The organism is Marinobacter salinus (assembly GCF_001854125.1).
In the GTDB taxonomy this organism is placed as follows: domain Bacteria; phylum Pseudomonadota; class Gammaproteobacteria; order Pseudomonadales; family Oleiphilaceae; genus Marinobacter; species Marinobacter salinus.
The window spans coordinates 2,125,896-2,144,817 of the sequence record NZ_CP017715.1; the positions used below are offsets into that span (position 1 = coordinate 2,125,896).

General features: G+C 56.5%; 25 protein-coding genes. 8 read left to right on the forward strand and 17 right to left on the reverse strand.

Annotated features, from left to right (window positions below; genetic code table 11):
* Window positions 1-66: 66 nt before the first annotated feature.
* From BKP64_RS09705 to BKP64_RS09715, 3 genes are read right to left on the reverse strand one after another with little or no spacing between them, the layout of a single operon-like run.
* Complete coding sequence (locus BKP64_RS09705; RefSeq protein WP_070969118.1) at window positions 67-873, reverse strand: ABC transporter permease; 807 nt, start codon at window positions 871-873, stop codon at window positions 67-69.
* Complete coding sequence (locus tag BKP64_RS09710) at window positions 860-1,468, reverse strand: ABC transporter ATP-binding protein (protein WP_099092587.1); 609 nt, start codon at window positions 1,466-1,468, stop codon at window positions 860-862. The genes BKP64_RS09705 and BKP64_RS09710 overlap by 14 nt, the downstream gene beginning before the upstream one ends.
* Before the next feature lie 17 nt (window positions 1,469-1,485).
* Window positions 1,486-1,878 carry a hypothetical protein gene (locus BKP64_RS09715; protein ID WP_070969124.1) on the reverse strand — a complete coding sequence of 131 codons (393 nt, stop codon included), beginning with the start codon at window positions 1,876-1,878 and terminating at the stop codon, window positions 1,486-1,488.
* Window positions 1,879-2,015: 137 nt separating this feature from the next.
* Here BKP64_RS09715 and rluF point away from each other — a divergent pair, with 137 nt between their 5' ends.
* Complete coding sequence (rluF, locus tag BKP64_RS09720; RefSeq protein ID WP_070969126.1) at window positions 2,016-2,948, forward strand: 23S rRNA pseudouridine(2604) synthase RluF; 933 nt, start codon at window positions 2,016-2,018, stop codon at window positions 2,946-2,948.
* Window positions 2,949-2,975: 27 nt separating this feature from the next.
* Here the strand turns inward: rluF and thpR are convergent, their stop codons facing one another.
* The 4 genes from thpR to BKP64_RS09740 form a co-directional block, all read right to left on the reverse strand.
* Entirely contained in the window at window positions 2,976-3,512 is a 537-nt protein-coding gene (gene thpR, locus BKP64_RS09725) for an RNA 2',3'-cyclic phosphodiesterase (protein WP_070969128.1), read from the reverse strand.
* 4 nt (window positions 3,513-3,516) lie between these two features.
* Window positions 3,517-4,275 carry an SDR family oxidoreductase gene (locus BKP64_RS09730; protein ID WP_070973634.1) on the reverse strand — a complete coding sequence of 253 codons (759 nt, stop codon included), beginning with the start codon at window positions 4,273-4,275 and terminating at the stop codon, window positions 3,517-3,519.
* A 45-nt stretch (window positions 4,276-4,320) separates the two neighbouring features.
* Window positions 4,321-5,013, reverse strand: coding sequence for an SDR family oxidoreductase (locus BKP64_RS09735; protein WP_070969131.1), 693 nt, complete (start codon window positions 5,011-5,013; stop codon window positions 4,321-4,323).
* Between the two features lie 111 nt (window positions 5,014-5,124).
* The gene (locus BKP64_RS09740; RefSeq protein ID WP_070969134.1) at window positions 5,125-5,442 is read right to left on the reverse strand and encodes a putative signal transducing protein; all 318 of its coding nucleotides are present in this window, start codon (window positions 5,440-5,442) and stop codon (window positions 5,125-5,127) included.
* A gap of 109 nt (window positions 5,443-5,551) precedes the next feature.
* Between BKP64_RS09740 and BKP64_RS09745 the strand changes: the two genes are divergently transcribed.
* Entirely contained in the window at window positions 5,552-6,628 is a 1,077-nt protein-coding gene (locus BKP64_RS09745) for an alpha/beta hydrolase (RefSeq protein ID WP_070969137.1), read from the forward strand.
* On the opposite strand, the gene arfB is transcribed toward BKP64_RS09745, so the two are convergent.
* A complete protein-coding gene (gene arfB, locus BKP64_RS09750) occupies window positions 6,619-7,032 on the reverse strand; it encodes an alternative ribosome rescue aminoacyl-tRNA hydrolase ArfB (protein ID WP_070969140.1) in 414 nt (137 codons plus the stop codon). The genes BKP64_RS09745 and arfB overlap by 10 nt on opposite strands.
* Before the next feature lie 55 nt (window positions 7,033-7,087).
* On the opposite strand from arfB, the gene BKP64_RS09755 reads away from it, so the two are divergent.
* Window positions 7,088-7,756 (forward strand): SOS response-associated peptidase, encoded by a 669-nt coding sequence (locus BKP64_RS09755; RefSeq protein WP_070969143.1) that lies wholly within the window; start codon window positions 7,088-7,090, stop codon window positions 7,754-7,756.
* Window positions 7,757-7,777: 21 nt separating this feature from the next.
* On the opposite strand, the gene BKP64_RS09760 is transcribed toward BKP64_RS09755, so the two are convergent.
* From BKP64_RS09760 to BKP64_RS09770, 3 genes are read right to left on the reverse strand one after another with little or no spacing between them, the layout of a single operon-like run.
* A complete protein-coding gene (locus tag BKP64_RS09760; protein ID WP_070969147.1) occupies window positions 7,778-8,122 on the reverse strand; it encodes a YdbL family probable chaperone protein in 345 nt (114 codons plus the stop codon).
* A gap of 30 nt (window positions 8,123-8,152) precedes the next feature.
* Entirely contained in the window at window positions 8,153-8,374 is a 222-nt protein-coding gene (locus tag BKP64_RS09765; protein ID WP_070969150.1) for a YnbE family lipoprotein, read from the reverse strand.
* A 42-nt stretch (window positions 8,375-8,416) separates the two neighbouring features.
* Window positions 8,417-10,312, reverse strand: a complete 1,896-nt coding sequence (locus tag BKP64_RS09770; RefSeq protein ID WP_070969153.1) for an intermembrane phospholipid transport YdbH family protein — start codon at window positions 10,310-10,312, stop codon at window positions 8,417-8,419.
* A gap of 116 nt (window positions 10,313-10,428) precedes the next feature.
* Between BKP64_RS09770 and BKP64_RS09775 the strand changes: the two genes are divergently transcribed.
* Window positions 10,429-10,932 carry a C40 family peptidase gene (locus tag BKP64_RS09775; protein ID WP_070969156.1) on the forward strand — a complete coding sequence of 168 codons (504 nt, stop codon included), beginning with the start codon at window positions 10,429-10,431 and terminating at the stop codon, window positions 10,930-10,932.
* A gap of 25 nt (window positions 10,933-10,957) precedes the next feature.
* Here BKP64_RS09775 and BKP64_RS09780 read toward each other — a convergent pair whose 3' ends face one another.
* Window positions 10,958-11,563: a LysE/ArgO family amino acid transporter gene (locus BKP64_RS09780; protein ID WP_070969158.1), complete on the reverse strand. Its 606-nt coding sequence runs from the start codon at window positions 11,561-11,563 to the stop codon at window positions 10,958-10,960.
* 88 nt (window positions 11,564-11,651) lie between these two features.
* On the opposite strand from BKP64_RS09780, the gene BKP64_RS09785 reads away from it, so the two are divergent.
* Together BKP64_RS09785 and BKP64_RS09790 are read left to right on the forward strand one after the other, a co-directional pair.
* Entirely contained in the window at window positions 11,652-12,524 is an 873-nt protein-coding gene (locus BKP64_RS09785; RefSeq protein ID WP_070969161.1) for a LysR family transcriptional regulator ArgP, read from the forward strand.
* A gap of 68 nt (window positions 12,525-12,592) precedes the next feature.
* Window positions 12,593-13,012, forward strand: coding sequence for a DUF2721 domain-containing protein (locus BKP64_RS09790; RefSeq protein WP_070969164.1), 420 nt, complete (start codon window positions 12,593-12,595; stop codon window positions 13,010-13,012).
* Here BKP64_RS09790 and BKP64_RS09795 read toward each other — a convergent pair.
* The 4 genes from BKP64_RS09795 to BKP64_RS09810 form a co-directional block, all read right to left on the reverse strand.
* The gene (locus tag BKP64_RS09795) at window positions 13,003-13,602 is read right to left on the reverse strand and encodes a CPBP family intramembrane glutamic endopeptidase (RefSeq protein WP_198402603.1); all 600 of its coding nucleotides are present in this window, start codon (window positions 13,600-13,602) and stop codon (window positions 13,003-13,005) included. The two genes, BKP64_RS09790 and BKP64_RS09795, sit on opposite strands and share 10 nt — an antisense overlap.
* Complete coding sequence (locus BKP64_RS09800) at window positions 13,603-14,457, reverse strand: crotonase/enoyl-CoA hydratase family protein (protein ID WP_070969167.1); 855 nt, start codon at window positions 14,455-14,457, stop codon at window positions 13,603-13,605.
* 90 nt (window positions 14,458-14,547) lie between these two features.
* Window positions 14,548-15,435 (reverse strand): diguanylate cyclase, encoded by an 888-nt coding sequence (locus tag BKP64_RS09805; RefSeq protein ID WP_070969169.1) that lies wholly within the window; start codon window positions 15,433-15,435, stop codon window positions 14,548-14,550.
* 79 nt (window positions 15,436-15,514) lie between these two features.
* Complete coding sequence (locus tag BKP64_RS09810; RefSeq protein ID WP_070969171.1) at window positions 15,515-16,597, reverse strand: mechanosensitive ion channel family protein; 1,083 nt, start codon at window positions 16,595-16,597, stop codon at window positions 15,515-15,517.
* A gap of 108 nt (window positions 16,598-16,705) precedes the next feature.
* Between BKP64_RS09810 and BKP64_RS09815 the strand changes: the two genes are divergently transcribed.
* Together BKP64_RS09815 and BKP64_RS09820 are read left to right on the forward strand one after the other, a co-directional pair.
* Complete coding sequence (locus BKP64_RS09815; RefSeq protein ID WP_070973636.1) at window positions 16,706-17,677, forward strand: ribonuclease Z; 972 nt, start codon at window positions 16,706-16,708, stop codon at window positions 17,675-17,677.
* Window positions 17,678-18,151: 474 nt separating this feature from the next.
* Window positions 18,152-18,358, forward strand: a complete 207-nt coding sequence (locus BKP64_RS09820) for a cold-shock protein (protein ID WP_036130097.1) — start codon at window positions 18,152-18,154, stop codon at window positions 18,356-18,358.
* Window positions 18,359-18,424: 66 nt separating this feature from the next.
* On the opposite strand, the gene BKP64_RS09825 is transcribed toward BKP64_RS09820, so the two are convergent.
* Entirely contained in the window at window positions 18,425-18,904 is a 480-nt protein-coding gene (locus BKP64_RS09825) for an Lrp/AsnC family transcriptional regulator (RefSeq protein ID WP_070969174.1), read from the reverse strand.
* Window positions 18,905-18,922 lie beyond the last annotated feature (18 nt).

Here is an 18,922-nt window from a genome sequence, read left to right on the forward strand (position 1 = left end):
GCACTCGCGGCCGGTCGGGATGGGTCAATCGTTATAATATAACATTTCATCGAAAACAAAGCAGTCTCACCGGCCTTTTTGCAGAATCAGCCGGTCCAGCCGCAACCTCTCCCGGTCATCAAACATCCGGCGACTGCCCCAGGAAACCGCAATCAGTGTGCCGAAACCGGTACCAACGGTGATCGTTAACATCACCAAGATCTGATATTTCACAGCGACCGCGGGCGGGCTGCCGGCAAGGATCTGCCCGGTCATCATGCCGGGCAGGCTGACGATACCCGCAGCAGCCATGGCATTGATGGAAGGCATCATCCCACTTCTCATGGCGTGCCTCCTGATATCCTCCAGGGCATCGCGCCAGGGCTCTCCAAGCATCAGCCGGTTCTCGATAACGGCGCGCTGACTCCAGACAGACTCGGTCAGCCGGTCCAGGCTAAGGGCCACGCCGGTCATGGTGTTACCCAACATCATGCCCAGCAAAGGAATGGCATACTGGGGTTCATACCAGGGCGTGGGGCCAATCACCACCGTCAGTGTGAGCACTGTTACAGTGAATGACGACAGGAACATAGCCCCGGTGCCAATACCGAAGGCCCAGAAGCCCCGCAGTCGCCGCTGCTGACGAGCCATAACTTCCCGACCGGCCACCAGAAGCATCACGGTGGCCATCAACGCTATCCAGTAGAGCTCCGAGGATGCAAACAGGGCTTCCAGGACCAGACCGATCAGCGTCAACTGGATCACGGTGCGCATGCCCGCAATGAGCAGGCTCCGGGCAATCCCGAGCCGGGCCGCCAGACTCACACCCGCCAGGGCCAGAACCAGCACGGCGGTCAGCGCCAGCTTCCACCAGGCAAGATCAATGATTTCCATCGAGTAGCTCCAGCGAGTCACCATCAATCCGGTAGTGCCTGCCCGCAATGCGCCGGATCTGGCTGTTGTCGTGGGCAATCCAGATGACGGCCAGCTTCCGCGCCCGGATTTCCGAGACCAGCCACCCTTCCACCTTCTGTGTCATTTCGTCATCAAGATTTGCCGTCGGCTCATCCAGCAACAACACCCGGGGATTCCGGTATAACCCACGCAGGATAGCCAGACGCTGCCGCTCCCCCGAGGAAAGGCGGCTCACGGTCCAGCTCATGACATCCGGGCCGAAGCCCAGGGCCTCCGGAACCTCCCGGTCAGCATCCGCACCAAAATGTGAGCCGACATCATCAAACCACCACTGGCTGTCTGCGGGCACCATCATGACCTGCCGACGCCAGACATGGCCCGGCATGGAATCCTGCGATTCGCCATCAAGCGCCACTCTGCCTTCATGGGGATCAAGGTCGGCGACCGCTCTCAGCAACCGACTTTTGCCGCTGCCCGAAGCTCCCGATACGCAAACGATTTCGCCCTCGCTAACGGAAAGATTCACCTTCTTCAGAGCACCAACAGAAACATCTTCCAACGTAAGCGTTGCCAAAATCATCTCCCGGGCACTCAGGGCTGCCTGTTTTTCTTGAGGAACATCCGGACGGACCGGTCAGACAGGAATACATGGGCGAGGGCCGGATACGGCAGATAATGTAAAAGCAGGGTAGACGCCGTCACCGCATTAAACCCGGTATCCAGGAACACCCAGGCTCCGAAGGCTACAAACAGAGCCCCAAGAAATCCGCCATAGATCCAAAGCGCCCGTGACCGCTCTTCGGCCATGGGGACCCGCTCCAGTGCCCGGGCGACAGAAAACCCCATGTAGGCTGCAATCAGCGCCGCAATCAGCAGTGAGGCACCCACGCCGGTAAACCCGAGCAGGAAACGGCACAGGTAGTTGGCCAGAAAGAACAGAACAATGCTGGTGACTGCCACAATGGTAATGCGTGTTTTTTCCATGAAACCCCTGAAATTGTTGGATTTATCGGGAACAACCAAAGAATGGCAGAGACATCCCCAAAGCACCAGCCCCTGCTGTCATGGTTCTTTCAGCCTGTTATCATGCCCCGAAACCCGACCCTTAGCCCGGAAAACCAATGACCAGCAACGCCTCCACGCGCCTCAACAAGTACATCAGCGAAAGCGGACTCTGCTCGCGTCGGGAAGCTGACCGCTACATTGAACAAGGTAACGTGTACATCAACGGCAAGCGGGCAACCGTGGGTGATCAGGTTATGCCCGGCGATACCGTGAAGGTCAACGGGCAGGTTATCGAGCCTCGCGCAGAAGACGAGCAGGTGTTTATTGCCGTGAACAAGCCTGTCGGCATCGTCAGCACCACGGACCCTGCCGAGAAATACAACATTCAGCGTTTTGTGGGCCACAGTGACCGAATTTTTCCTGTGGGACGCCTGGACAAGGATTCCCAGGGCCTGATTTTCATGACCAGCAACGGCGACCTGGTGAACAAAATCCTCCGTGCCGGCAACAATCATGAAAAGGAATACCTGGTTACCGTCGACAAACCCATCACCAAAGAGTTTATCCAGGGCATGGCTAACGGCGTGCCGATCCTGGGCACAGTAACGAAAAAGTGCAAGGTACAACAGGAATCCCGCTTCGTTTTCCGGATCATTCTGGTTCAGGGCCTCAACCGACAGATTCGCAGAATGTGCGAATATTTTGGCTACGAAGTGACCAAGCTGGAGCGGATCCGGATCATGAACATCAGCCTTGGTGGTTTGCCGGTCGGCCAGTGGCGGGATCTCACCAGCAAGGAGCTCGCTGTGCTGTTCGATGCCATCAAGGATTCCTCGTCGGAAGCCCCTCCCGGCACGAAAAAACAGGTTCGTCGACCTAAGCCTTCAGGCGCCTCCCCCGGCAAACGCACGGTAGGGAAACCCCGCAAACCCGGAGCAGCCAACAAACCAGCTGGCAAACCCTCAGGTAAACCCCACGGCAAGGCGGGCTCAAAGCCAGCAGCCCGGCAAAAACCGAAAAAGCAGCGCCAGCGTAGCGCCAAACGCTAAAAGACTCCGGGATCACTCCCCTCGCCCCTAGCTCGGCAACTGGAACCGCTCAAGCACAGTGTAAACGGAGCCCCTGGCACCCTGGGTGCTTTCGTACAATACACATTCGTGCACCGGGAACCGACCGAAGTGATGATGCAGGTAGTTTGCCAGCAGCTCTCCAATGGGCTCCCGCTGTTTTTTAAAGCGGGCCAGCGTGACGTGCGGCTTGAGGGGACGTTTCTCCAGCGGAAAACCCTCGGGCTTGAGCCGCTGCTGCAAAGTTTCCTGGAGGGAAACCAGGGGTTCACGGGGTGTAACACCGGCCCAGATGTTGTGCGGCGACTCCGGTTTTCCGAAGCACCCCACCCCATCGATGGCCAGATCAAACCCCGGCACAGGCAGGTTTCGTGCGGCGTTGCAAATGGCCGGAATCTGCTCCGGTTTCACTTGGCCCAGAAACAGCAACGTCAGGTGCAGCTGGTTAGCGCTTTGCCATTTTGCGCCGTCAATTGGTGCCTTGACCTGCAAAAGAGGCTTTTTCAGCGATGACGGTATCTCTACACCAAAGAATATTCGTGGCATCGCCCTATTCCTCGTAGATCATCTTCCGGACCATCCCACCGTCTACCACAAAGTTCTGACCCGTGATAAACGATGCCTTTGGCGAAATCAGGTAGTCCACCAGCGAAGCAATATCCTCCGGCTGGCCGACACGCCCCGCAGGATGCTGATGATGATCGGTTTCGGACAGAGGCGGCGCCTCATCTGAACGGCCCTGAAATGCTCGGGTATCAATCCAGCCGGGACTGATACAGTTCACCCGGATCTCGGGCCCGAGGCTCACAGCCAGGGCATGGGTCAAGGCCACCACACCGCCCTTGGTGGCAGCATAGGCTTCGGTGTCTGGCTCAGATTGCATGGCGCGCGTGGACGCAATGTTGACGATGGCACCGTTTGTTTTTCGCAGGTGGGGAATACTGTGTTTGGTGACAAGGAACGGGCCTGTCAGGTTCACGTCCAGGCGCCGCTGCCATTGCTCCAGACCCAGACTCTCGACAGGTCCGGTTTCCGGGTCGGCAATGCCAGCGTTGTTAATCACCGCATCAAGCCGACCACCCCACTGCACGGTTTCGTCAACCACACGCTGAACATCAGATTCACTGGCAACATCCCCCGGGAGGAAACAGAGTTCCCCGGCCCCGGTCTTCGCCAGCTGCTCACCGACAGCTTCATCCCGGTCGCAGAAGGCCACGTTCCAGCCCTCATTGGCAAGATAAAGCACGATGCCCCGGCCGATACCTTTTGCTCCACCGGTCACCAGAGCAACGCGTTCAGATTGACTCAAAACTTTCTCCTTAACCGACGTGCTCTGCATCAAAACCAACATCCATTAATCAACAGCCGGTGTTGGCCGAACCAGAATTTCGTTCACATCGACATGGGCTGGCTGAGAAACGGCATACATCACAGCTTCTGCAATGTCCTCCGGCTTCAACGCGTGCGCCGGACGCTCGTCGAAGAAAGGAGTGTCCACCATGCCCGGCTCGATCAGCGTCACCCGGATTCCCGATCCGCGAAGCTCTTCTCGCACTCCATAGCCAATCGCAGACACAGCCCACTTGGTGGCACTGTACATCGACCCCGGAATAGTGACCCGGCCAGCTGCGGAGCCGGTGAGCAGCAACTGCCCCTTGCTCTCCCGCAGTGCAGGCAGACAATGCTGAACGGTCAGGCCCACGCCGTAGATGTTGGTCAGGATCATATCCTTCCAAACGTCCGGGTCCGCCTTGCTGAAACCGCCCGGCTCACCACCTCGCCCGGCGTTGGCAAACACCACATCTATATGGCCAAAGGCTTTCAGAGCCTGATCGACCATCGCTTTCTGGTCGTCCCCGCTCTGAACATCACACTGGACAGTCAGCACTTTTGCCTCACCACCCAGCTCCTGTTGCAGCCCCTTGAGCTTGTCTTCAGAGCGCGCCGCAAGCACCAGACGGTAACCCTGATTGGCTGCCGCCCGAGCCGTCGCCGCACCAATTCCGGATGACGCGCCTGTAATAAGCATAACCGGCTGATCTGCCATGATGTTTATCTCCAATACCGTTAAATGTGCAAAGGATTACGGCTACTTGGATGCAGCCGATCAATCAATCTTCAGCAAACCCGATACCCAGTCAGCCTGAGCCTGGCGGGTTCAGTAAAGGTTCAGCAGCAGAACGGCGACAATGGCCAGTGCCAGCAGAAACCAGCGAGCGTAGAAGTCGGGCTTATCCTCATCATCGTCGGACGCAGCCACCGAAGCACCACCCGCCTCGTATTCGCGCACCAGTTCCCTCGCCCGGTAAAGATCTTCATCTTCCACATGGACATTGGTAAAACCAGCCGCACCGATCTCGCCCAGAGCGCCCTGAAGGTAGTGACCGCCCACATGGGCCTCAATACCATTGGCACCGAGCAGTCCGGCCACAATATGGGCCTCTGTAATATCACGGGCCCGATATGCAATTTGCATCGCCCTGCTCCTTCTGTGATCTTTGAGGGCAGTACCCGTCGTTATCAACAGGTATTATCTGAAGCATAGTTCGCCCCACGTGCCGGGGCCACTCTGATACGGACAGCCCATGCTCTGGATTCTTCTAGCCATTGTTTTATTGATCATCGCCGTCACACTTATGGTGTTCCGCCTGGAAGACCTGTCACACCTTGATCGCGAGGAATACCGTGTTCGGGACGGCTCACCCAGCGACGCCAACACGGAGGTTCTGGGGCGAATCCGGGAACTTGGAGAGAGTTCCCGGGGACTGAAAGGCAAAGCCCGTCTCATGGCACTTCGCCGCCATATGGACCGATTGAGCGAAGGCCTGGCGCTTTCATCGGTATTTCGTTACAACGAAACTCCGAGGGGCGAGTGGGTCATTGCGCCTGGTGCGGATACCCGGCGGCGAGTCCTTTACATTCACGGAGGCGCATGGGCTGCGGGCAGTCCCCGAAGCCACCGGGCGGTAACCGACCGTTTTTCCCATATTGCCAACGCCGCTGTGTTTGCCGTCGATTACCGGCTGATGCCCGAACACCGTTACATGGATGGTGTCCGGGACTGCCGGAAAGCCTATGCCTGGCTGCTCGAAAACGGTCCTGGCGGGCCGGAACACGCCGATTTCATGGTCGTAGCAGGAGATTCGGCCGGTGGCAGTCACACTCTGGGGCTGCTTGCCTGGATCCGAAGCAGTGGTTTACGCCAGGCGGACGCCGCAGTTGCCTTTTCGCCCTCAACAGACCTGACTCTGACCGCGCCCAGCAATCGGAACAACATTTCAACCGATCCCCTTCTCGGCCCGGTGTTCGGCGGGCTCTCCAAAATCCCCCTGCCCATTATCTGGTGGGCTACATTCGCGGCCTTCCGGGTTTCCCCCGCCAGTGCCGTAGCCTCGCCACTCAGGGGCGACCTGCGGAACCTGCCGCCAACACTTATTCAAGCCAGTGATTCTGAGATGCTGCTGGATAATGCGCGTCGCTATGCCGCCAAGGCACAAGCCGAGGGCTCGCCGGTGGAGCTGCATACATGGCCGGGGATGGTGCACGTCTGGCAAATCTTCGTCCCGCTGCTTCCAGAGGCTGAGGAAGCTTTTCAGGACATAAAATCGTTTTTGGAGAAGGTTGAATCAACGAGCAAAGAAGAGCAGGCGGTTCAGACCTGAACCTTGCCCCGAAGCGCCTTGGTTTTACCCTTCTTGGTTTTACGATCAACCCGCTTACGCTGTGACGAGCGGGTTGGTTTTGTCGGGCGACGGGCTTTCTGCGGTTTCACCGCTTCCTGTATCAGCTCCTTCAGGCGTTCGAGGGCATCTTCCTTATTCAGCTCCAAAGTCCGAAAAGATTGTGCTTTGATAATGATGACGCCTTCCTTACTGATGCGCTGATCATTGAGCGACATCAGCCGTTCCTTATAAAACGGCGGCAGGCTGGAGTTCAGAATATCGAATCGCAGATGGACGGCAGAGGCGACCTTATTGACGTTCTGGCCACCAGCGCCCTGAGCACGAATCTGGGTGATTTCCAGTTCCCAGTCGGCAAGTTCAACAGCATTTGATAATTTCAGCATGCTACAAGGGTAACAAATCCTGAGCCATCAGGCTTCGACAACACGGCAGACACCCATGTGCGGACGATTCACCTTCTACACACCTCCAGAAACGCTCATCCTTGACTACTTCCCGGAAGGCCTGGAGGTCGATGGCCACTTCGAGCCAAATTACAACATAACACCTGGCATTGGCATCCCCATGATCCGGATGACCATGAATGGCACGCTCATACTGGCCTACTCCCACTGGGGTTTCCGCCCCGTATGGGCGGGTGACAAGGCACCTTCCCCCATCAATGCACGGGCCGAAAGTGTGGCCACGTCAAAATATTTCCGCGAGGCGTTCTCCCACCACCGCTGTCTGATTCCCGCCAACGGCTGGTACGAATGGAAACAGGCCGAACAGGGCAAGGAACCCCACTATGTCGCGCCAGTGGATGAGAAGAAGCACCCCGTCATCTTCTTCGCAGGGCTCTGGACCCCAAGGGAGGGTGACGAGACCACAGCGTGCGCTATTATTACCGAGCCCGCCAGCGAGTCACTGAAACACGTCCATGACCGGCAGCCCGTCGTTCTGGAACCATCCTGCCTCAAGCACTGGCTGGATCCCGCCCTGACGGACCGGGAGAGCATTCGTTCAGCCACTCACCGGCTTTCGGGCGGGCAACTTCAGGAATTCCGGGTATCAACGGCGGTAAACAATCCGAGGCACAACACGCCGGACCTGATAAACAAAGTGTGAAGTGCTGGTTCTGTGCCGAATCTATTTCCTGATCCACTTATCGCCGACTCGAACGAACTGGCCAGCCGGTGTTTTTTCGACGGCTTTCTTGCCGGCAACCACCTCGACTTCCGCCACAGGGATACCGTGTTTACTGGCAATGCGACTGTATTCCTGACGGCGGGCCTCATTGATTGCTTCAACAATTTCACCGGCTTTATCGCCAGCTTTGACCACGGCCAGATAGCCCGAGGGTGTCTCACCAACCAGGCCCTGCTGTTTGGCGGAATCCAGCTGTTTCTTTGCCTCATCAAGACTCATGGCCAGGGCTGGCATGCTGAGACACAGTGCCAGCAGGAGAGCACCGAATTTCGTGACTGATCTCATAATCTGCTCCCTATTATCTATCCGGGGCCATCAGAACAGGCCCTTATCGCTGAATAGCTCGTCCACATCCTTATCCACCTTCACGTAGATTTCATGCTGAATCTTGACGTTCAGGTTCACGGTGATGGGTTCTTTTGGAGCCGCCATTTGCACAGTCGGCGTGCAGGCTGCGGCCAAAACCGGAATAACGGCAATAACAGCAAGCTTTCGAATCAAGCCGGCTGCATCAAGCCCCCGTCTGTCTTCTCTCATGTGACTTACTCCTGTTCGATTGCGCCGGTAACATTGCGGGCACTATTTCCCGGCCTTGCCGGCCTCACGCTCTTTCATCAGATTCCGGACTTTTTCCGTTACCGCTTCATTCACCCGCCCGCTCAGCTGCAGACTGGTCAGTAATGCCGGTATGTCCTCCTGGAGATTCAGGTTCACTACGATCGGGTAGCCATCCCGAACCTCGGGGTTACTACCCTCCAACCGAAGCCCCAGACTCAACGTTCCATCCTGATCATAGTCTATCGTGCTGCGCAGCAGCTCATAGTTAAAGTTTTGAAGGGCACGAACCACCAGATTCATGGTGTCGTTGTTCTGCGCTAACGCACGCAAACGGTCCGCCGGAAGTCTGAGCGTGCCGCCTGGCGACACTGCCCTGACCACGCCGCCGGCAACCTGTATACCGTCATCACTGACCAGCAATGGGATCTCACCTTCCAGGGTTCCACTGCCGCTCAGGCCCTCGGCCGGATAAACCTCCATCAACCGATCAACCTGAACGTTATTGAGCCAAACCGGCACCCGGGCGGGCAACTCGGTCATTGCCCACTCTCCAGGCTTCACCCGAACTTCCCCTCCGAGAAATCCCGCCTGCCCCTTGATCAGCGACAACGTTCCCGCCAAGGGCCTGTCACGAGGTGCTTCGTATCGGCCACTGGCGGTGAGAGGGCCAAGGGCGATGCCGGGATTCAGTTGTTCCAGCCTAAGATCCGATGTCCGGACAACCGCTTTTTTGTCGTACTCTACATCCAGCTCGCCATTCAGCCCGGTCCACGCCATTCGATCCAGGATGCCGGACATGCCTTTCGCACCGATTTTCGCCTCAACCACAGGTGTCGACCCGCTCAAACGCAGATCTGCCTGTATGTTTAACTGCCCCTCGCTGATCTCAAGACCAGTAGGCCACCGAGTCAATGTTTCGGCAAACGCCTTGCCAGCTCTGGTGCCAGCCATCTCCAGTGCTGCGGAAACAGCAGGCACACCATCCAGCGGCCAGCGAACCGACACATCCGATCGGACACCCGCCTCGCCGGTCACCACCCCGGTCAGATCGACCCGGCTTAGTCCCGCCTCCACCCTCCCCTTGAAGCTCCAGGGTTGAGGCTGCAGATCAGGATGATGTAACGTCCCCGCCGCCAGCATCAGAGGGCCTGAAATCGCCAGTGCCTGCAGGCTGCGATCTGTCAGATCATAAGCTGCCTCAAGGTGGAGTGAATCCGCGGCGGCTGTCAGCTTCTCCAGCCAAACCTCCTCTCCGGCATCGGCACCTTGCAGACGATTAGCCCGAAGCACTGAATCCGGGAGTACATTCAGCGCAAGCCCATCGGTTCCGCCCGAGCCGGAAAATCCCAGCTTCATGCTGACACCCTGGAAAGCCCATCCTGCACGGCCAGTGTCTGGCAAAGGGGCCTCAACCCACATCCCATCGGTTTCAAATCGCCACTGCTCGGGACCTGGAGCCAGACTGAGTGCCAGATGGCCATAGGCCTGAATATCACCCGGCAAGTTGGCACTTAAGTTCCTGATATCAATATGGCTCGGAAGCCAGTCGGGCAGCTGCGGCAGAGCCAAGCCATGGCTCGCATCCGTTGCCGTCTGCGCAGCCGGCCAGGAGGAAAGGTCAACCTGGAGTCGCTCTATCCGGGCATTGGAAAGCACCAGATTCTGTAAGCTCCAACCCAGGGAAAAGCCCTCACCGCGAACAGACAATTTCTGCGCACCGTCAGACCGGACCAATGAAAAGGCCTTTGCATGGATACCTCCCAGCGACAGACTGACGTCCTGCCAGTCAAACTGCTGGATAGCCTGCTGCATCTTCCACTCCTGCCAGACGCTCCTGGCATAGAGGCCGCTTGCCACCAGCAGTGTCAGCAGAATGACTCCAGACCAGGCTAACAGCCGGCGGATCTTGCTTGCCATTGAGCTCTCCAGGTTGCTCCGTAATCAGCCATTGCCAAAGTCACACAAGCTGTAACCTGACATCTCGTCCATTCAGTAATAGAGTTTATACAGGACCAACTTCCCGGAGTTCCAGTATGGCAGCATTGCTCAAACAGTTTCTCTTACTAACAGTGCTGGCTCTGGCTCTGGCTCTCGGCGGCTGTGCCAGCACCACGAACCTGCAAACTGGAAGTGACACCCGGTTTTCGGCGGTTGACTCATCACCATCATCAGAAACGGCAGAGCGGCTGTGGCGGGTTTTTGAGCGCTATGAAGGCGCGCCTTATGAATATGGCGGCACATCGGCACAAGGATTCGACTGCTCGGGGTTCATTATGACGGCCTACCGTGAAGGCCTTGGCAAGCAGCTGCCCCGCACCACTTCCCAGATGCTGAAAGATGGCAGGGCCATCCCGCCGGCCAGCGTGGAACCCGGCGATCTGGTGTTTTTCCGAATCCAGGACAAGGAACAGCATGCGGGTATCTACATGGGCGACGACAGGTTTATCCATGCTTCCAGCTCTGTGGGCGTGACGCTTTCAGAACTGAATGGGTACTACTGGAGAGACCGGCTTACCGAGGCCCGGCGCTTTGAGTAGACATGTGCCTTCCGGACCATCGTAATCACAATCCGCCAATGGCTAACTGAAGTGCTATGGCGGTCATCATGAGGCCAATCACGCCATCAATGATTCGCCAGGCAAGCGGGCGTGAGAGGATGGGTGCCAGTGCCGAGCCACCCCAGGCAACCAACCCGAACCAGAGGACAGACGCACTGCTGGCACCGGCCACAAACGTGGTGGCGTTTTCCTGCTGCGCACCAACCGCAGGAATGAGTAACAGCGTATCCAGATACACTTGCGGGTTCAGCAGTGTTACCGCCAGGGTGGTAAACAACACCCCCTTGAGACTACGTTTGGTGATTTCACCGGCCTCAAGGGCCGCCCTGCCCCGACTGGCCCGGACGAACGCCTGAACCGCCAGCCACCCCAGGAAGACAACACCCAGCCAGCGCAGGATATCCAGCGCCTCCGGTATCGCCATCAAGGCCGCACTTACGCCGAACATCCCGAGAGTGAACAGGGTAATATCCGCCACCATACAGAGGCCCGCTGACCACCAGTGATGTTCGCGACGAATGGCCTGGCTCAGTATGTAGGCATTCTGGGCGCCAATCGCCACAATGATACCGCCGCAGACAACCAGACCTGTCAGATAACTTTCCAGCACGATGAAACCTCCCGATTTGATGAGGGCAGCATATCGATTTCCGGCTATACTTGAAATTCATACTCGTAATGCTACATAAGTTTTCCTAATGCTTGATTACAAACTACTTGAAGCGCTGGCCACCGTTATCGAGTGTGGTGGATTTGAACGGGCGGGAGTTGCGCTGGGCCTGACCCAGTCGGCCGTTTCCCAGAGGATACGGACGCTGGAAATCAGGCTGGGCCAGCCAGTGCTGGTCCGGAGCCCTACCATTAAAGCAACGCTGGCAGGCCAGAGGCTTCTGAACCATGTTCAGCAGGTTCAGCTGTTGGAACGGGACTTGTCTCAGTCTATTCCCGCGCTTTCAGAGCCGGCCGCACGGCTCCGGATTGCGCTTAACGCCGACAGCCTGGCCACGTGGTGGGCGGATACGATCAGCCGTTTTTGCCGGGACGAATCGCTGTTACTGGATATGGTTATCGAAGATCAGGACATTGGCCTGCGACGTATGCGAGAGGGCGATGTGGCCGCGTGCCTTTGTAGCAGCCCTCACCCTGTTGCGGGGGCCCGTTGCGTCCCTCTGGGCAGTATGACGTATCTGCCGCTGGCAACGCCGGACTATGTCCACCGCTATTTTCCCGATGGATTTAATGAAAGCAGCTTGGAAACGGCACCCGCTATCGTATTCGGGCCGCACGACCAGTTGCAGCATCGATTCCTGGCCCAATGCGGCTACCATGGAAGTGTCCCCTACCACCTATGCCCTTCCTCGGAAGGTTTTGTAAAACTGGCGCTAGCGGGCATGGGGTATGGCATGATCCCCGAACTGCAGGCTCGCCAAGAAATGGACACCGGCAACCTAGTCAGCATTGCGCCAGGGCAGTCTCTGCAAGTCCAGCTATACTGGCACTTCTGGCGCCATGGCGGGGGCATTATGGATCGAATGACCCAGACACTGACCTCTGCAAACACGTTTACCTGAACAAGGGAGCTTGGGCACAACAGTGGCTCTTCAGCGTTTCTCCCATTACTTAAGACAAGGACCCGACTTTGGATCTGACAACCCCTGCCCTACTTTTTCCGGCCATTTCATTACTGCTGCTGGCTTACACCAACCGGTTCCTGGTTCTGGCACAGCTTATCCGGCAGCTCCGGCAGATGGATACCGAAGAAGACCATGCACTGATCGCCCGCCAGATCAGCATGCTCCGCAAACGCATCGTGCTGACAAAACGCATGCAGGCTTTTGGCGTTATGAGCTTCTTTGTGTGCACCGTATCCATGTTCCTGCTGTTCCTGGGAGCGGCATTGCCCGGCATTATTGCGTTCGGAGCCAGTCTGGTGCTGCTTTCGTTGTCACTGCTTTTCTCTCTGTACGAAATCCAGATATCAACCAATGCCATTAATGTGGAACTGGCCAGTTTCGAAGCACGGAAAAGCGCATCAAGAGAAGACCTTGATCACGATTGACCCGGAGGTCGGACACCAAACCAGTGAGGAAACCGAATCAGGCAGAAAAGCGCGACAATGTCGTACACCGCGTGCCAGATCATGACCAGAGCGATACTGTCGGAAAATGCATAGGCTGAGCCCAGTATAAGACCCAGGCCTGTTGCTACCAGAAAGTAGGCGAAGGAAATGTAGTGGGCCATGCCGAAAATCACAGAGGAGAGAGCAATAGCGGCCAGTTCACCAGTTATGCCAGTCAGCCAGCCTTGAACAGCGCCGCGGAAAAGGAGCTCCTCACCAACACCGGCAAAGATGGATAACGCCACCAGAACCGGCCAGCCAAAACTGGACGCGAACCGGTGCAACCCTCGCATCTGCCGTTCAAGGTCACTGGGAAAAACGCCCGGAATACGTGACAGAAGAAGCAGCAACCCATAAGTCCCAAATGCTCCCAGGCATCCGTAGGCGAACGCCTGCCCAAAGGGCATGCCGCTGTTAAGAACCGGAATTTCGAACAGAGCAATGGCAACCAGCGCCACCACACCGATGCCGCCCTGGAACAACAGGGCAGCAAGGGAGGAAATGCCGGAACGGGATCCGCCAGCAGCCATTTACGACTCGAACAGTCCTTTCACCGGAAACAGGTTGTCGTACTCGGGAGTTTTCTTCTGGGCCTTCGCCTGAAAGGATTTCATCATATCACCGGGGCGGAACATCCCTGCCTGCCAGGTCGCCATATACCTCAGGCTGTCTTCCACCGAGTGGTCCCGGCTGTAATTCAGCATCTCCTTGCAGCCGGTTACCGCCAGCGGCGAATTAGCGGCAATCTGGCCCGCAATACCCATCACAGCCGCCAGCATCGCCTCCTGGCTCTCATAGACGTCATTCACAAAGCCAAGACGCCGAGCTTCCTGCGCGGAAAACTTGCGGCCAGTGTACGCCAGTTCCCGAACCACTCCCTGCGGCATCAGCTTGGGCAGACGCTGCAAAGTGCCGACATCCGCCGTCATGCCCAGCTCGGTCTCCTTGATGGTGAAATAGGCGTCTTCGGTGCAGTAACGGCTGTCTGCAGCACACACCAGGTCCAGAGCCCCACCGATACAGCCGCCGTGGATCGCCGCGAGAACCGGCAGGCGAATCTTTTCAAGCGAAGTCAGAGTATCCTGCAACTGCAGCACCACACGGCGGAGATTTTCAGCCATACGACCGTGATCGCCACTCATGGGAACCGCTTTCGGATCGCTAAAAACGCCCAGATCCATGCCGGCCGAAAAGTGCTTGCCCGTGCTGGAAATCACGATAACCCGAGCGTCTGTATTGGCTTCAATGTCCTGCATGCACTTCGGCAGTTCCAGCCAGAATGCCTTGTTCATGGTATTCAGCGCGTCCGGGCGGTTGAACTGGACGTGGGCAATAAAGTCCGTGATTTCTACCGAAAAGCTTTCATAGGTTGGCAGGTTAGACAAGACAAAGCTCCTTTGATCATTTCTTGTTTCTGGAAAGCAGGGGACAAACAGCGCCGGATCCGAAAGGGCACTGCAATCCGGCGATACCGCTCACCGGGTCAACCCGGTGCGCTCGCGCTTGGATACATACATACTGCTATCAGCGTGATGGATGAGAGTTTCATAATCCACACCATCGTCCGGGTAGACGGCAACACCAATACTCGGGCTGCAAGTCAGTGTTATCCCACCATCCAGCTTGAAAGGCCGAGCCAGGCTCAAAACGATTTTTTGCCTAACGGCGTCAACATCATCACCAGTGACGGTTCCATCAACCACCACCACAAATTCATCGCCACCCACTCGGCTCACGGTATCGGATTCTCTGACACACCTCTGCAAGCGCTTGGCAACCCGGATCAGCAGTTCATCGCCTACAGCATGCCCATAGCTGTCGTTAATCTGTTTGAAGTTGTTCAGATCAAGATACAGAACAGCCAGCCGGGTGGTGGCGCGTTGAGCTCTGGCCAGCGCAATTCCGAAACGATCAAGCAGCAGCGCCCGATTCGGCACGTTGGTTAGCGGATCATGGTGGGCCATATACTCAAGCCGCGCATACAAATCTTTCTGTAGAGATTCCGCGTGTTTCTGCTGGGTAATATCCCGCGCGACGGCAACCCGCACCTGATCTTTCTCGGACCAGCGGGCAGACCACATAATATGAGCGACCGCACCGTCCTTTCTCAGGTAGCGGTTCTCGAAGAGGGGCTTTTCCTCGCCACTCAGAAGTTCGCCTATGGCCCCAACTGTTTTGTCCCGGTCGTCCGGGTGAACAAACTCAAGAACGAAACGCCCCACCATTTCGTCAGGACGATAGCCAAAAATGCGCTCACCAGCCTCGCTGACAAACAAAAACCGGCTATCGCGGTCCACAAGACAGACAGCATCCAGTAAAAGATCAATAAATTCATCAGCCGAAACCGGCAGTGTCTGTTTCATTGAGGAACTATAAAGCGATTGCCAGCCGACAATCCAGCACCATCAAATCGAAAGTCGCACTTTCGGCTTGCAGCCCCCATCACTGTGACGGAGCCAACAACTCGTCGGCTTCGTTCCCATCCACCAACCGGGCGCGAATTCGTGGCAGATAATCCGGATAATGCTCCTGTAAAAAACTGATCAGGCCTTCCCTGATGGCGCAACGGAGATCCCAGGCCAGACTGGAGTCCGGCGCACTCATCAGAAAACGGACCTGAATGGTACGGTCATCCGAATCCGTGACCTGAACCGTTTCGGTCTTGCCGTCCCACTGGGTTGACTGCCGTAGAAGTCTCGCAAACTCGTCTCGAAGAGGTTGAATCGGCATGGCGTAGTCCAAGCGGATAAACACTGTCCCCAACAGGTCTGCGTTATTTCTGGACCAGTTCTGGAACGGATTCTCGATAAACCACTGCAGCGGCACAATTAAACGGCGGAGATCCCAGACCCTGAGCACTACATAGGTGGCGGTGACCTCTTCTACCCAGCACCACTCGCCCTGCACATGCAGAACGTCATCAATCCGGAACGGTTGGGTAAGAGCAATTTGCATACCGGCCAGGAGGTTACCCAGCACCGGCCTTGCCGCAAAGCCCAGAATAATGCCGCCGACACCCGCTGAAGCCAACAGACTACCGCCCACATGGCGGACCGATTCGAAAGTCATCAGGGCAGAACCAAGACCGAGTATCACGATCAGAATATTCAGCCCGCGGACCAGGAAACGGGTCTGGGTTTCCACTTTGCGGGCGCGCTTCCACTCGCCCTCCAGAACGGGGTTGAGGGTGACAATAACCTCGCCGATTGCCGAGGTACAGCGGACTGCAGCCCAGGTAACGGACAAAATCAGAAGCAATGTCGCAGTGTGCTGGAGCTCCCGGAGGAACGGCAGACTGGGCGGCGCTGCCTCCAGCACCCCGTTCAGCACCAGCAAACAAATAAAAACGCCAAGAGCCCGGGCCGAGGCATCGAGAAACAGCCGGGGAATTGCTTTGCGACGGGTTAGCCGACGGACCGTACCCAGGGCCAGACGGAAAACGAAGTAGGTCAGCACCACAGAGAGCAATGCGGACAGGCCGGGGTATAGCCATGCTCGCAACCCGGACTCAATCAACTCCCACATACTCTGCTCCACTGATCGGTTTCACTTTGCCTTAAGATAGCAGGCATTACCGGGCCGCAAGATATGATAAAAGAGGAAACGGAACAATTCAGGCAAAACGAGACCGTTATGGAACTCACCTTTCTGGGCACATCTGCTGGCACACCCACCAAAGCCAGGAACGTCACCGGCCTGGCTTTGCAGCATGGCAAACCCAAACACTGGTACCTGATTGACTGCGGCGAGGGCACTCAGCAACAGCTGCTGCGCACGCGATACTCGGTGATGCAGTTACAGGCGATATTTATTACCCATGTTCACGGTGACCACACCTTCGGGCTGCCCGGGCTTTTAACCAGTGCCTCCATGAATGGCCGCAGCGAGCCGCTATTCCTTATTGCACCAAGACCGGTACGAACGTTCGTCGAGGCTGCACTCGGTAACACTGACTCCAGCCTGAGCTTCGAACTGAAGTTTATCGATTCAGAAGCTGAAGATTTCGCCTGGGAGGACAACGCATTCAAGGTAACCGCAACCGCCCTGTCCCACCGAGTGTCGTGCCGGGCGTTTTCATTTGAAGAGACAAATCTTGAGCGCCAGTTGCGCCAGGATAAACTTCTCGCCGATGGAATAGAGGCGGGCCCGGCATGGGGCAAACTGCAACAGGGGGTCGATGTGGTCCTTGAAAATGGAACCCTGCTACGCAGCGATGACTACACAACCATCACCCGCTCACCCCGCAAACTGGTGATTGGCGGCGACAACGACAAGCCGGAGCTGCTTGAAGAAGCCTGCAAGGATGCTCAGGTGCTGATACACGAGGCCACCTACACGCAGGAAATCGCAGACCGCGTCGGCCCCTGGCCCCAACACAGCTCAGCCGCAAACGTGGCGCGCTTTGCCGAATCCATGCAGGTGCCAAACCTGGTGCTCACTCATTTCAGCTCACGCTATCAGTTCAACCCCAATGCCTATCCACATATAGGCGAAGTGGAGTCGGAAGCAAGAGGGATCTACCGCGGCAACCTTTACCTCGCCAGAGATTTCGAGACCTACCGGCTGGACAAAGGCGCGAATCTTGTCAACGTAACGTCGCCTTGATCCGATTGCCCTTGAAACGTGTTCAAGGCGAACGCCGCTATCCCGACCAGGCCATGTCCGTCACCCCCGGCTGCATACTTTGCGTAAAGAACCGGATCTCTCTAAAGTAACGGTACATTTACAATAAAAACGAACATGCCCCTTTTGCTGCACAGGAAGGCAGTGGATGAGCTCAGGCTGGCCGGTATAGGCCAAGCCTACAATGCATGTCATCTGTACGCATACCTTCAGAAACTGCCAGCACGGGTTTCTGCTTATAAGAAATCCCTTTGCATTTTCAACTTTCTGGGGTACAGTCACTCTCGTTGGAAAGATTTAGCAAAGCATTTCATGAATAAGACGTCTCTGAGTTGTAACTAGTAGCCCGTCCTGTTTTTGATCCCGCAAGTTTTTTGTTTCCCGCATACCGCTGATCAGTTATCACGACGATAGTCTGACGGCACATTAAAAGATTGATTTCAGGAAAGTTATATTATGTCTACAGTTACCGGCAACGTTAAGTTCTTCAACGAAGCAAAAGGTTTTGGTTTTATCACTCGTGAAGGCGGCCCGGACGTATTTGTTCACTACAGCGCCATTCAAGGCGGTGGTTTCAAGACTCTGGCCGAAGGCCAAGAAGTCGAGTTCACCGTGACTCAGGGCCAGAAAGGTCCTCAGGCGGAGAACGTTGTTGCTCTTTAATCCTTAACGGATTAAGCAATAACCGCAAAAAGGCAGCTTCGGCTGCCTTTTTTTATTTCTGCAGCCTCACTCCAATCCTTCCACCGGTATGATCTCGGTGTTCTTTATCTCCCGCAACGCAAAGTTCGAATTCACCTGGGCAATCCCCTGCAAAGTGAAGATCTTTTCGTTCAGAAACCGGTCATAACTGGCCATGTCCGGCACAATGACCCGCAACACGAAATCTGCGTTTCCCGTAACCGCAAAACACTGAAGTACCTCCGGGTAACTGCTGACCTGCCGTTCAATCTCGGCCGTGCTGTCAATGTTGTGCCTCTGCAGTGACAGGTTGACCAGAACACATAACCCCTGGCCGATGCGCTCCGGGTCCACACGGGCACTGTACCCCTGAATGACCCCGTCTTCCTCAAGGCTTCGTACCCGCCGCCAGCACGCCGCCGGCGACAACCCGACCTGTTCCGCCAGCTGCTGATTACTGATACGCCCATCCTGTTGCAGGGCCGAAAGAATCCGCCGGTCCAGTTTGTCCAGCTCCACCTGTTTCATTTAGTAACACCTGATTAT

Coding starts and splice junctions, on each gene's coding strand:
- BKP64_RS09705 (WP_070969118.1), bottom strand. CDS start 873: ATGGAAATCATTGATCTTGCCTGGTGGAAGCTGGCGCTGACCGCCGTG.
- BKP64_RS09715 (WP_070969124.1), bottom strand. CDS start 1,878: ATGGAAAAAACACGCATTACCATTGTGGCAGTCACCAGCATTGTTCTG.
- rluF (WP_070969126.1), top strand. CDS start 2,016: ATGACCAGCAACGCCTCCACGCGCCTCAACAAGTACATCAGCGAAAGC.
- thpR (WP_070969128.1), bottom strand. CDS start 3,512: ATGCCACGAATATTCTTTGGTGTAGAGATACCGTCATCGCTGAAAAAG.
- BKP64_RS09735 (WP_070969131.1), bottom strand. CDS start 5,013: ATGGCAGATCAGCCGGTTATGCTTATTACAGGCGCGTCATCCGGAATT.
- BKP64_RS09740 (WP_070969134.1), bottom strand. CDS start 5,442: ATGCAAATTGCATATCGGGCCCGTGATATTACAGAGGCCCATATTGTG.
- BKP64_RS09745 (WP_070969137.1), top strand. CDS start 5,552: ATGCTCTGGATTCTTCTAGCCATTGTTTTATTGATCATCGCCGTCACA.
- arfB (WP_070969140.1), bottom strand. CDS start 7,032: ATGCTGAAATTATCAAATGCTGTTGAACTTGCCGACTGGGAACTGGAA.
- BKP64_RS09755 (WP_070969143.1), top strand. CDS start 7,088: ATGTGCGGACGATTCACCTTCTACACACCTCCAGAAACGCTCATCCTT.
- BKP64_RS09760 (WP_070969147.1), bottom strand. CDS start 8,122: ATGAGATCAGTCACGAAATTCGGTGCTCTCCTGCTGGCACTGTGTCTC.
- BKP64_RS09765 (WP_070969150.1), bottom strand. CDS start 8,374: ATGAGAGAAGACAGACGGGGGCTTGATGCAGCCGGCTTGATTCGAAAG.
- BKP64_RS09770 (WP_070969153.1), bottom strand. CDS start 10,312: ATGGCAAGCAAGATCCGCCGGCTGTTAGCCTGGTCTGGAGTCATTCTG.
- BKP64_RS09775 (WP_070969156.1), top strand. CDS start 10,429: ATGGCAGCATTGCTCAAACAGTTTCTCTTACTAACAGTGCTGGCTCTG.
- BKP64_RS09785 (WP_070969161.1), top strand. CDS start 11,652: ATGCTTGATTACAAACTACTTGAAGCGCTGGCCACCGTTATCGAGTGT.
- BKP64_RS09795 (WP_198402603.1), bottom strand. CDS start 13,602: ATGGCTGCTGGCGGATCCCGTTCCGGCATTTCCTCCCTTGCTGCCCTG.
- BKP64_RS09805 (WP_070969169.1), bottom strand. CDS start 15,435: ATGAAACAGACACTGCCGGTTTCGGCTGATGAATTTATTGATCTTTTA.
- BKP64_RS09810 (WP_070969171.1), bottom strand. CDS start 16,597: ATGTGGGAGTTGATTGAGTCCGGGTTGCGAGCATGGCTATACCCCGGC.
- BKP64_RS09815 (WP_070973636.1), top strand. CDS start 16,706: ATGGAACTCACCTTTCTGGGCACATCTGCTGGCACACCCACCAAAGCC.
- BKP64_RS09820 (WP_036130097.1), top strand. CDS start 18,152: ATGTCTACAGTTACCGGCAACGTTAAGTTCTTCAACGAAGCAAAAGGT.
- BKP64_RS09825 (WP_070969174.1), bottom strand. CDS start 18,904: ATGAAACAGGTGGAGCTGGACAAACTGGACCGGCGGATTCTTTCGGCC.